The 12,199-nt window shown below is 72.3% G+C and carries 5 protein-coding genes; 1 reads left to right on the top strand and 4 read right to left on the bottom strand.

All coding sequences use genetic code 11. The features are described 5' to 3' along the window. Nucleotides 1-25 precede the first annotated feature (25 nt). The gene (locus ACFW6B_RS24160) at nucleotides 26-6,991 is read right to left on the bottom strand and encodes a glycoside hydrolase domain-containing protein (RefSeq protein WP_386598626.1); all 6,966 of its coding nucleotides are present in this window, start codon (nucleotides 6,989-6,991) and stop codon (nucleotides 26-28) included. 363 nt (nucleotides 6,992-7,354) lie between these two features. On the opposite strand from ACFW6B_RS24160, the gene ltaE reads away from it, so the two are divergent. Then, a complete protein-coding gene (gene ltaE, locus ACFW6B_RS24155) occupies nucleotides 7,355-8,482 on the top strand; it encodes a low-specificity L-threonine aldolase (RefSeq protein ID WP_386598625.1) in 1,128 nt (375 codons plus the stop codon). 25 nt (nucleotides 8,483-8,507) lie between these two features. Here ltaE and ACFW6B_RS24150 read toward each other — a convergent pair whose 3' ends face one another. From ACFW6B_RS24150 to ACFW6B_RS24140, 3 genes are all read right to left on the bottom strand, one after another. Next, on the bottom strand, nucleotides 8,508-9,986 hold the full coding sequence (locus tag ACFW6B_RS24150; protein WP_386598624.1) for a glutamate--cysteine ligase: 1,479 nt from the start codon (nucleotides 9,984-9,986) through the stop codon (nucleotides 8,508-8,510). 235 nt (nucleotides 9,987-10,221) lie between these two features. Continuing rightward, the gene (locus tag ACFW6B_RS24145) at nucleotides 10,222-10,980 is read right to left on the bottom strand and encodes a hypothetical protein (RefSeq protein WP_386598623.1); all 759 of its coding nucleotides are present in this window, start codon (nucleotides 10,978-10,980) and stop codon (nucleotides 10,222-10,224) included. A gap of 203 nt (nucleotides 10,981-11,183) precedes the next feature. Beyond that, nucleotides 11,184-12,158: an NAD(P)-dependent alcohol dehydrogenase gene (locus tag ACFW6B_RS24140; protein ID WP_386598621.1), complete on the bottom strand. Its 975-nt coding sequence runs from the start codon at nucleotides 12,156-12,158 to the stop codon at nucleotides 11,184-11,186. Nucleotides 12,159-12,199 lie beyond the last annotated feature (41 nt).

Here is a 12,199-nt window from a genome sequence, read left to right as displayed (position 1 = left end):
GCCGCGGCCCGTCCACGCCGGGCGCTCACGTCGTGCCGTCCACGCCCAGGCGCTCCGCCCACTCCGCTTCCGGCGACCAGAGCCGGGTCCCGTCGCCGGAGCCCGCCCCGCTGCCCCCGGGGAGCCACCGACCCGGTCCTCCGAGGCCGCCGGCACCGGTCGCGGCCGGCCGGTCGTCCCGGTCCGTGAGCCGGAACCCGACCGTGTAGGTCCGGGTGACCGACCCGTTGGCCGAGGTCACCTCGACGGTGCGGCTGGTGAGCCGGGACCCGGCCGACGAGAGGACCGGACCGCCGTAGGTGACCTTCACCCGTGCACCGGACCGGGCCGGTACGGCGGAGACGGCCGGGATCCTCCTGCCCCTCGGCCAGTCGACGACGTACGTGGACACCTCCGGATCGAAGCCGTCGAGCGGGACGCCACCCACCTTGATCGTGCCGGCGTCGGCGACGCTCGCCCCGGTGGCGTCGGAGAAGTTCGTCACCGTGACCGACCCGTCGGCGCCCACCACCACGTGTGCCGCCATCGCGGCCGCCAGGTTGATCCGCTGCCAGCTCTCCCCGCCGTCCGCGGTGAGGTCGAGCGGGTACCCGGAGTCCGTCGCGGTCTGTTCCAGGACCTGGGTGCGCTGCTCGGCGGTCAGGTCCGGGAAGGCCGTGATCAGCAGGGCCGCCGCGTCGGCCGGTGCCCTGAGCTTCTGCCCGGGCTTCGCCACCCGGGAGAACCCGTAGGTCAGGCGCCGCGTGTACAGGTCGACGTCCTGTGCGGTGCTCAGACCGGCGTAGGGGTCGCCCGCGCAGGCCGCGAGCGTGTCGCCGTACCCCTCCTCGGCGCATCGCGCGAGCAGCACGTTCTCGATCTCGGTGTGGGCCTGCATCAGCAGTTCCCGGAAGCCGGGGTCCGCCCACCGGTGCGCCACGGTGGCCTGTCCGGTGATGCGGCCGCCCATGACGTCCAGGGGGTAGTGGAACCCGAGGACGACGCGGTTGTCCCCGTACTCCGAGGTGCGCGCGAGGATCGACGGCGCCAGTTCCGGCAGGAGAGTGGCGAGGACGGTTCCGGCCTCGTAGCCGCCGTAGGTGTGACCGCTCGGGTAGGAGCCGCTGGAGGCGAGGCTGCCGTACGAGCCGTCCTGCGACTCGTGGACCGCGCCACCGTCGCCGACGAACCCGAGGCGTACGTAAGGGCGTCGGTAGCCGTAGTGGTTCTTCGCCGCGTCGACCTTGTCCAGGCCCTTCGTGACGCGGGAGAACAGCGCGCTCGTCTTGGGCAGCCGGCCGCCGCTCAGGGCGTCGCCGTAGATCCGGCCGAGCCGGGAGCCGAGGCCGTCGGCCATCGTGACGGTGGCGCTGTGCGTCGCGTCCACCTCGGCGCGGTCGACCTCCTTCTGCGTGGCGGCGTTGTTGATGCCCACGGCGGTCCTGTCGTTCTCCGCGGTGGGTGAAGTGCCGTTGGGGACCTTGGTGTTGGCGCCGAGGATGCCGGTGTGCAGATCGTCGGCGCCGCCGAGCAGCTCGAGGAAGTGGTCGCTCCCGTCGCCGGTGGCCGGCCAACTGTCAGACGCGTAGGCCGCGTTCAGCGTTTCGTCCGGGAAGGGGGACGGCTCGTACGCCGGGTCGGAGGCGTCCGCCGTGGCCGTCACGCTCCCCGGTCCGGGCGCGGGGCCGTCGGCCGAGGTTCCGGCCGGGGTGACCGCGGTGACGGTCGCCGTATGGGCCTTCGCCCTGCCGGTGGCCTTGAGGAGCGCGGTGTCCGTCGTGGCGGGAACGTGCGCGGTGGTTCCGTCGTCGAGGGCCACGGTGTAGCCGATGACCGGGAATCCACCGTCGCCGGCCGCCCGCCAGGTCACGCGGACCTCCTCGCCGTCGGTGACCACGCTCGTCACGGCGGGCTTCTGGGGCTTGCCGCCGCCGGTCACCACGGGGGCCGTCGCGGGGCTCGGCCGCGAGGCGCCGACGGCGTTCACCGCCCGGACGTGCGCCGTGTACGACCTGCCGCCCCGCAGCCGGGTGAAGGTGGTGCGCCGGCTGTCCGGATCGTGGATCTCGACCCGGTGGCCGTCGTCGAGGCCGACCTCGTAGCCGGTGACCGGCGAGCCGCCGGTGTCCCCGGGCGCGGACCAGGAGACGGTCACGCTCGTGCCGGACGAGACCGCCGACACGGCGTCGGGCGCGGCGGGCACCGTCCTGGGTTTCGTGGTGAGCGCGGCCCGGGCGCGGTCGAGCGCGCCGTACCGTGCGGTGAGGGTCTCGTCGGTGGCCGCGTCGTCCGCGACCGCGGCTCTCGCCGCGGCGAGAGCCGCGGTGAACGCCGTCCACGACGCGTCCGTGTAGCGGTCGTCGTCGAGGGCCGACGCGGCCGCGACCAGGTCCTCCAGCCTCAGCCGCGGGAGCGGGACCAGTTGCCTCGCGGCGAGGGTGAGTCCGCGGGTCCCCGCGTCGACTTCGAGCTGGGTCACGGCGTCGGCGTCGACGAGGGTGCGTGCGGTGGCGAGTTCGCGCCGGTACACACCGAAGTCGATCGTGTCGTAGCGCTCCGCGTCACCGGAGAGCCCCGCGTACCGGTCGATCGCCCTGCGCAGGGCGGACTTGTCCGTGACGGCGGGCGCCGCGGCACGGGTGAAGGTGATCCGCCCCAGGTTCGCGACGTACGGGTGCGAGGAGTCCGGGGTGGTCACCAGGCGCAGATGGACGGCGTGCGTACCCGTGATCGCCTCGGGCAGCGTCAGGCTCGTCGTCCCTCCCGACGACCAGGCGGCACCCGTGACCGGCAGCGGGACGGTCGCGTACGGCGTCCCGGGACCGGCCGGGTCGAAGGAGTCCAGGTAGAGCTGGACGGCCGAACCGGTTCCGCAGCGGGCGGAGTTGTTGGCGTACGTGATCGTGACGGTGTTCTTCGGGGAGGCGCCGAAGTCGATGTCCCCGTAGTCGAGCCAGGCCCCGTCGTAGGTGCCGCCGAGGTCGGTCGTGGACCCCGCGCCGCTCCAGCCGGCCGGCTCGCTCTTGAGGCCGCCGCCGCTGTGGGAGCGGAACGCGGTGGCGTCGAACACCGTGGGCGCGTCGGCTTCCTGAGTCAGCGTCAGCGAGTAGACGTTGGCCACGTAGGGCTGCGAGGCCGTCTGGGTGCTGGAGACGAAGTCGGCGTACACGTCCTGGACGCCGCCGAAGACGCCGGGATCGAGCCGCACGGTCGTGGTGGCGACGGTCCCCCAGCCCGCTCCGCTGTAGTCGAGGGGGACGTCGACGCTCTTCGGGCCGTCCTTCGAGCCGAGGTGCAGTTCGATGTGCGAGTCCGACGCCGCGCGCGACCGGGGCTTGTCGTAGCGGACGGTGACCGTGTCGGCGCCGTCGCGGAGGTCGGTGCCCTTCCACTCGGCCCACGCGCCGTCGGTCGTGTTCTCGAAGATGCCGTTCGCCAGGTTCAGCGGGAGCGAACCGCCGCCGGTCGCGGTGCTGCCGGCCGCGGTCAGCGTGGCGAGCGTGGTCGTGGAGGACGAGGAGTCCTCGTACGGAGAGAACCGGTACCAGTCGAAGTTCGACACCCACTGCTGTCCGGACGGCGCGTGGAAGACGAACGTCGCGCTCGACGCGCCCAGCAGGGCGTCCGGGTCGGTGACGGCCGCCCGCACCGTGCTCCAGTACTGCCAGCCGCCGGTTCCCGGGAGCTGGACGGTCGCGACGACGGGGCCGTCGGCGGCACCCGCGTGGATGTCGACGCTGCTCGGTCTCGCCGTCGTGGACTGCGAGTTGGCGTAGCGCACCGAGACGCTCCGAGGGGCGACCCCGCCGAAGTCCAGCCCGGTGAACCGCTCCCACGACCCCTCGGTGACGCCACCGAGGTTGCCGTCGGAGTTGTTCCGCTCGCTGACGAGGCCGGGGCCCTCCTTCTGGTCGGGGGACTCGGCCTGCAGGACGGCGTAGCCGCCCTCGTCGAGGGTGAGCGCGTCGGCGGCGGACCGCAGCGCGTCGTCCGCGGCCGTGATCGTGGCCGTCGCCGACGCGGCGTCCGCGAGGACGGTCCGCGCGCGGTCGAGCGTGGAGCGGAACACGTTCCACGAGCCGTCGGAGTAGTTGCCGGGGCGCACCGGCGAGGCCTGCTCGACGAGCGTGCCGAGCGCCTCGCGGTGCACCGCCGCGGCCGAGAGGACGAGCGGGTCGGTCGGCGACGTTCCGGTGCCGCGCACCGTCGAGGCCCGCACGCCGTGGGCGAACGCCGCGTCCTGGAACGTGATGCCGAGACGGGCGTCGGTCCGCGTGCCGCCGGTGAGCGACAGCGTCGCCGTACGCGCGCCGCTGACGCGGAGGTCCGCCGTGACACCGCCCGGCAGGCCCGTCACGGTCGCCGCCCCGGTCCCGGTCAGACTGGTGCCCTTCCGGGCGGCGAACTTCGCCGGTCCGGACAGGGTGAGCCGCACACCGCCGTCGACGGTGCCGTCCTCCCGTGTCCGGACGGTGCCCGGGTCGGCGGAGACGACGGTGTCGCCCCGGCCCGCTCCCGTGCCGTCGCCACCCGTGTCGCCCCCGTCGGTGTTCAGCGAGTACGCGGGCTTCGTCCCGGCCCCCCACCGGGAGGGCTCGGGGCCCATGGCGAACTCCAGGGTTCCGCCCGAGACGATCTGCGAGTAGTCGAGCCAGGTGTTCCCGAACCGCGAGCCGTCCAGGGTCGCGCTCTGCACGTAGTAGTCGTCGGGCGACACCCCGTCGGCCTTCACGGTGAACCGGGCGCCGTTCGCGTAGCGGATCGTCGTGGAGTCGAAGAACGGACTGCCGATCTGGAACTGGCTGGAACCGGCGGTCACCGGGAACAGGCCCAGGGCGGCGCCGACGAACATCGTGGACATGGTGCCGGCGTCGTTGTCCATGGTCGGCAGGAGGCCCTTGGGGGAGAGCTTGTACACCTGAGTCTTGACCGGTGGACGGAACTCGCCGCCGGAGCTGGGGACTTCGTTCGAGGAGCCGGTCGCGATGTAGCGGTTCCAGGTCGTACCGGTGTAGATGGCCCGCACCCACTTCTGCGTCAGGCTCGGCTCACCGACGTAGTTGAAGAGGTACGGCGCCTGCAGGTCGATCTCGTTCGCGTTGGAGTGCAGCATCGTCGAGCCGTCGTCGACGGCCGAGTCCTCGCCGAACATGTGCCTGACCGCGGCCTCGCCGGCCTTCGCGCCGCCCATGGCCTCGACGAGGCCGCCCATGTCGTACGCGTCGTACCAGTGGTACTGCCAGAGCGTGCCCTGGTAGAGGCCCGCCGCCTCGAACTTCTCGTGGTCGGCGTTCTGCCAGTCGCCGTTCGCGGCGCGCGGGGTGAGCAGACCGACCTTCGTGCCGTCCGCCGCGGTCCAGGCACCGGACTTCACGAGGTTGTCGATCGCCATGGTCGACCGGGTGCGCAGCTTCTCGGCGTCGTCCTCCTTGCCGAGTGCGTCGGCGATGACCGACAGCGCCCACTGGTCGTAGCCGCGCTGGACGGTCGTGCCGGGGTCCCCGGTGACGTAACCCTGCCGAAGCTGCGCCCCCGTGTAGTACCCGGAGTACGACAGCAGCGCCGGGTACGCCTCGTCGAGCCGGTCGAAGTCCTTGAAACCCTTGGACAGCGCGTCGGCGACCAGGACGGCCGAGCGTTCCCAGCGCACGGTGGGGACCGAGTGGGTGAGGCTGCCGAGGCTCCTGCCGGCGGTGTGCGCGTCGGCGAAGAGGGAGATCAGCGACTGCACCATGTCCCGGTAGCCGGTCGGGTCGATGTACGCCTCGACGGAGTACTTGCGGAAGTCGTCCCAGGTGGACCAGCCGTCGTAGTGCGTGGAGCCGTTCGCCCTGTGCACCGCGCCGTCCACTCCCCGGTACGTCCCGCTGGTGCTGGTCGCGTTCACCGGCAGCGCGTACATGCGGTACAGGTGCGTGTAGAACTCCCGGGTCAGGGTCGATCCGGGGTCGGACTTCGCGGAGGCCCGTACGTCGACGGCGCCGAGCGCGCGGTTCCACTCCGCCTTCGTCCTCGCGCGCGCCTGGTCGAAGGTGAGGCCGCCCACCTCGTTGCGCTGGTCGGTCGCGGCCTGTTCGGCACTGATCGGCGACAGGGTGACGCGCAGCTCGATGTCGTCCCCGTGGGACCTGTCGAAGCCGAGGACGACGCCGGTGTCGGTGCCGTCCTGCGCGGTGGCGTCGCTCAGCCTGCCGTCCTTGCCCCAGCTCCTGAGCGAGGTCACGGGCACGTTCGTGGTGGCGGTGTAGTACAGCTGGTACGAGGCGCCGTTGAAGGACCCCGCGACGAGCCCGCTGATCGAGGTGGTCCCGTCGGGGAGCGTCGTCGCCTTCAGCGTCGAGCGGGTGCGGCTGGTGAAGTTGTTCGCCAGGTCGAGGACGAGCTCGGGGTCCGACCCGGCGGGGAAACCGAACCGCTCCAGCGCCGTGCGCGTGGTCGCGGTCACCTCGGCCTCGATGGTGCCGGGGTCCTGCGTCACCGCCGAAGCGGTTCCGGAGACGGCGCCCAGTCCCACCCGGTAGTGGCCGGGCGTCGCGGTCTCGTCGTCGTGGCTGTACGCGTGGGCGTAGGTGCCGGGGGAGGGGCGCTCGTCGTACCGGACGGAGGTCGGGACGACGAGCAGGTCACCGCCGCCCCCCGAGCCGCCGACGCCGTCGAGGTTCGTGGCGGTGAACCCGGCGATGTGGTCCTCGTCGTAGTCGTACCCGGTGTGGTTGCGGCCGGGCGTGGTCATCGGGTTGACCTTGGCCAGACCGTGCGGCGCCTGGGCCCCCGGCAGGTCGTTGCCGTCGTCGCCGGCGGTCGACACGAACGGGTCGACGAGCTTCGTGTAGTCCGTGCCCCCGGACGTCCTGCCGGATGCCCCGCCAGCCGCCGCGGACGCGGCGGGCAGGGGTAAGGCCGCGGCCGTGCCGCCCGCGGGCACGGTGAGGGCGAGGGCACCGGTGAGCAGTGCGACGACCGTCGCGCGCAGCGGCCGGCGACCGCGCCGGGAGGTCCCCGGAAGGATCACGCGGGGTACGGGGGGACGGGATCTGATGGGCACGTGACCTCTCCAGCGTCGCTCATGCACACGCACGGTCCGGCTCACGGAAGACAACGTTGTCGGTGCGGGGCGCCGGGCGTGCGACCAAGAGTGGAACGGAAGTGGACACACAGAATGGCACTCCTGCGCCGGATTGCACCCTGTCGTGTTCACGATCGCTCGCCATCGGACACGGAGAAGACGTACGGAGGGCGAATGCCGTGCGTACGGCGGGTACGCACCGGGCGCCGCGCAGGCGATGCGCGGCGGGCGGTGCTCCGGGGGCGGTCTCCAGGTTCTCCGGCCGCCCCCGGCACCCGCCGGTTCCCCGCGGCGTGGCAGAGTGTGCGTGTGCCGACCACTGATGCCGCCCCCGCCACCGGTTCCGCCGACGTCTCCCGCGCCGCGAAGGCGACCGGCACCGGCCGCGACGAGCCCGGTCACCCCATCGACCTGCGCAGCGACACCGTCACCCGGCCCGGCGAGGCGATGCGCCGGGCGATGGCCGAGGCCGAGGTCGGTGACGACGTCTTCGGCGACGATCCCACCGTCAACGCGCTGCAGGACCGGATCGCCGGACTGCTCGGATTCGAGTCCGCGCTGTTCGTCTCATCGGGAACGCAGAGCAACCTGTGCGCCCTGCTGACCCACTGCGGCCGCGGGGACGAGTACATCGCCGGCCAGATGGCCCACATGTACCGGTGGGAGGGCGGCGGCGCCGCCGTGCTCGGAGGCATCCAGCCCCAGCCGCTGCAGCACCGGGCGGACGGGACGCTGGACCCGCTGGACATCGCGGCGGCCGTGAAGCCTGACGACTCGCACTTCGCCCGCACCCGGCTGCTCTGCCTGGAGAACACCATCGGCGGCCGGGCCGTCTCGACGGACTACCTGAAGACCGCCACGCACGTGGCCCGCGAGCACGGACTCGCCACGCACCTGGACGGGGCGCGGCTGTTCAACGCCGCGGTGGCGGGCGGCGGCGATCCGTACGAGCAGGCACGGCTGATCGCCGGCCACTTCGACAGCGTGTCGGTCTGCTTCAGCAAGGGCCTGGGCGCGCCGGTCGGCTCGGCGCTCGTGGGATCGCGGGAGTTCGTGGCCGGGGCACGGCGCTGGCGCAAGGTCCTGGGCGGCGGGATGCGGCAGGCCGGCGTGCTGGCGGCCGCGGCCCTCCACGCGCTCGACCACCACGTGACGCGGCTCGCCGACGACCACGCGCACGCCGCGCTGTTCGCCGAGGGCCTGAAGGACGTGAAGGGCCTGACCATGGAGCCCAGCGGGACCAACATGGTCTTCGCGCGTTCCGCCCCCGGCGTCGAGACCGGTGAACTCCGCGACCGGCTGGCGCGTCACGGCCTGCTGTGCGTGGGCTACCCGGGTCAACTGCGCTTCGTCTTCCACCTGGACGTGACGCGCGCCGACACGGAACGCGCGGTGCGGATCGTGCGGGAGACCCTGGCCGGGATGGCGACGGGCTGACCGCACGGGGTCGTTGGCCCGTGCGTCAGTCCACCGGCCATGTGTGGGCCGGTGCGTTGAGGTGCATGTAGTCGATGTACTGCCGGGTCATGCGCCGCAGGGCCTCGTGCCGGCCGCAGTGGTCCGCCTCTTCGAAGCGGTGCAGCATCTCCTTCTGCCAGACCGCCCCGTTGCGCGCGGTGACACACCGCTGCTCGATGATGCCGAGCAGCGGCTCCCGCCAGGCCTCGTCCATGCCCGAGTGCTCCAGGCCCCGGTGCGCCAGCGGCAGCAGTCGTCGCAGGACGAGTTCGGGCACCGGCACCTCACCTACTCCGGGCCAGTAGAGCCGGGCGTCGATGCCGTGCCGTGCCGCGGTGTGCAGGTTGTCCTCGGCGGCCGAGAAGGACATCCGCGACCACACCGGCCGGTCCTCCTCCACCAGGGCGCGGGTGAGGCCGTAGTAGAAGGCGCCGTTGGCGAGGGTGTCCGCGACCGTCGGACCCGCGGGCAGCACGCGGTTCTCCACCCTCAGGTGGGGCCTGCCGTGGGCGACGGCGTAGACCGGACGGTTCCACCGGTAGATCGTGCCGTTGTGCAGGGTGAGTTCGGCCAGCTCCGGCGTGTCCCCCCGGTCCAGCGTCTGCGTGGGGTCCTCGTCCTCGCACAGGGGCAGCAGCGCCGGGAAGTAGCGGAGGTTCTCCTCGAAGAGGTCGAAGACGCTGGTGATCCACCGTTCCCCGAACCAGACCCGGGGCCGTACGCCCTGCGCCTTGATCTCCACCGGGCGGGTGTCCGTCGCCTGCTCGAAGAGCGGGATACGGGTCTCGTGCGCCAGCTCCTTGCCGAACAGGAAGGGCGAGTTGGCCGCCAGGGCGACCTGGATTCCGGCGATGGCCTGCGCCGCGTTCCAGTAGCCGGCGAACTCCTCGGGCGAGACCTGGAGATGGAACTGCGTGCTCGTGCACGCGGCCTCCGGCGTGATGGTGTCCGCGTAGGTCCGCAGCCGGTCGACCCCGTCCACCTCGATGAGCAGGTCCTCGCCGCGGGCCGCGAAGACCTGCTCGTTGATCAGCCGGTAGCGGGCGTTCTCCGACAGCGCCTCCGGTCCGACGTCCGTCTCGCGCAGCGTGGGCAGGATGCCGATCATGATCAGGTGGACGCCGATCGTCCTGGCGCGCTCGTCCGCGTGGTTGAGGGCGGCGCGGATCTCGTCCTCCCAGGCGTCGGGGCCCCCGGCGATCAGCCGCCTGGGCGGAATGTTGATCTCCAGGTTGAACCTGCCCAGCTCGGTGTCCCAGGCGGGGTCCGCGATGGCGTCGAGCACATCGGCGTTCCGCATCGCGGGCTCGCCCTCGGTGTCGGTCAGGTTCAGCTCGATCTCCAGGCCCACCCGGGGCCGCTCCACGTCGAACCGTGCCTCCCGCAGCATCTGCGCGAAGGCGTCGAGGCACTCCTGCATCTTGATCCGGTACCGTCGCCGGTCCTCGCGGGTGAAGACCTGTGCCGGAACGTCGCGTCCCATCGGCCCTCCCGGTGGTCCCACGGACACCTCTCCCCTCCAGCGTCGCACCATGGGACCGGTCTGACCATGCGGGACGGTGCCCCGGGCCGGGCGGGAGCCGTCGGCCTGCGGCACACGCGGTGACGGGGGCGATCCGGAGGGTCACCGAAACCGTGACCGCCCGGCAGGCCGGCCCGCCCGTCCGGTCAGCGCCCCGGAAACGCCCCGCCCTCGTCCGGGGCCCCGTCATCGGCCGTCATCGGCCGGCGCCGCCGACCGGCGGTCGCATGAGGACGAGGGCGTCGCCCCACGCGTCCAGCACCCCGCCGTGTCCGGCCGCCCGGGCCGCCTTCTCGACAAGGGTGAACAGGTGTCGTTGCAGGGCCGCGTCACCCGTCGCCGAGACGTGGTCCACGGCACGCAGCAGTGCGTCGGTGTCCCAGTCCGGCAGCGGATGCCGGGCGAGCTCCCACTCCAGGTACTTGTTGTACGGGCGGGGGCGGCGGTCGAGGGCGAAGAGCAGTTCGAGCAGGAACCGCATGCTGTCGGCCGCGTCGAGGCGGGCGGCGAGAGGCAGGCCGTCCCGGTGGTTCTTGACCGAGCGGTAAAGGGAGTTGACGTAGGCGTCGAGCCATGCGCCGGAACCCCGGAACGCCTCGTCGGCGTCCAGTCGTGCCCGGTCGGCGAGGACGCGGGCGATGCCTCCGTCGAGCCGGTCGAGCACGACCCTGGCTCGGGCGAGGGCGTAGCGTTCCCATTCCGGCATCCCGGCCCCGCGGAACTCGCCGAGCGTGACGACGACGAGGTCGAGCCCGGGGCCGCGGTGGTCCGCGAACCGGGCCGGACCGGTCTCGGTGCCGTCGGCCACGACCACGTACAGATCGTGGTCGGAGTACGGGGTGGTCATGCCGTCGTGGGCTCGGGACCCTTTGAGGACGAGGCCGACGACGGCCGGGTCGGCGGCGACGCGTTCGACGAACGCGTCGTAGGAGAAGGGATGCTGACTGTTCGTCATGCGGATCTCCGGTGGGGTGAGGACGGGGGTGCCTGCCGGGACGACCCCGTCACGAGGCGCCCCGCACCGTCCGCGCACGGCTGCCGCCTGGAGGATCAACGCACGGCCGGAGCCTGACTCCCGACCTACGGTGGAGTACTTGGAACCCCCGGAACAGCCGCGCGTGCCGCCGGGGCGATCGCGTCCCGTCCGGTGGAGTTCCGTCAGACGGTGATGACGACCTTCGAGCGAGCGTGCTCCACCTCGAGGTACCGGACGGCGTCGGGCACTTCGTCCAGCGAATAGGTGCGGTCGATGACCGGGGTGAGTTCGCCCGAGTCGGCGAGTTCCCTCAGCGCCGACAGGTTCTCCCTGCTGGGCGTCGCCGTGAGGACGTACAGCCGATGGCGGGCGAAGCGTGACACCACCTGCCCCCTGATCAGGAGGCTCATGGGCCCGATGACGCTCCCGCCCTCGAACACGCCCCCGCCGGAGAGGACGAGCCTCCCCGCGGGTTCCAGCGCGCGGCGGAACCCGGTCAGCGAGTGGTTCCCCACCAGGTCGAACACGACGTCGTACCGCCGTCCGCTCCGGGTGAAGTCCTCCCGGGTGTAGTCGACGAGGTGATCGGCGCCCAGTGACCGGACCAGTTCCGTGTTCCTCGTACTGCACACGCCGGTCACCTCCGCGCCGAACGCCTTGGCGATCTGCACCGCGAAGGTGCCCACCCCGCCTGACGCGCCGTTGATCAGCACCGTCCGTCCCGGCCGCACCTGCCCCAGGTCGCGCAGGCCCATCAGCGCGGTGTTCCCCGCCAGCGGCAGCGCGGCCGCCTGCTCGAACGACAGCGCGGCCGGTTTCGGCTCGACCACGTCGTCCGCGGCGCACACGTACTCCGCGAACGCGCCGTCGGCTTCGCCGAAGACCTCGTCCCCGGGACGGAACCGCGTCACGGCTTTCCCCACCGCTTCCACCCGGCCCGCGAAGTCCGTGCCCCGGATCCTGGTCTTCGGGCCCCTCACCCCGAGCCCCAGGCGCGCCAGGTACGGGTCGCCGCGCACGAAGTGCCAGTCACGGGCGTTGACCGAGGCCGCGTGGACGCGGACCCGTACCTCGTGGTCGCCGACGGCGGGCGTGTCGACCTCTCTGAGCTCCAACACGTCGGGTGAGCCGTACCGGTCCTGGGCGATCGCCTTCATCGGGCCTCCGTAGCACACGAATTCGGTGCGGAATGGGTCGG

It is taken from the genome of Streptomyces sp. NPDC058751 (assembly GCF_042746485.1).
Lineage (GTDB): Bacteria > Actinomycetota > Actinomycetes > Streptomycetales > Streptomycetaceae > Streptomyces.
The sequence above is the reverse complement of the archived record's forward strand: the minus strand, read 5'-3'. Positions and strand labels throughout refer to the sequence as shown.

What these genes read in the sequence shown, in the direction of transcription:
- ACFW6B_RS24150 (WP_386598624.1), bottom strand. Translation starts at nt 9,986, where the DNA reads ATGGGACGCGACGTTCCGGCACAGGTCTTCACCCGCGAGGACCGGCGA.
- ACFW6B_RS24145 (WP_386598623.1), bottom strand. Translation starts at nt 10,980, where the DNA reads ATGACGAACAGTCAGCATCCCTTCTCCTACGACGCGTTCGTCGAACGC.
- ACFW6B_RS24140 (WP_386598621.1), bottom strand. Translation starts at nt 12,158, where the DNA reads ATGAAGGCGATCGCCCAGGACCGGTACGGCTCACCCGACGTGTTGGAG.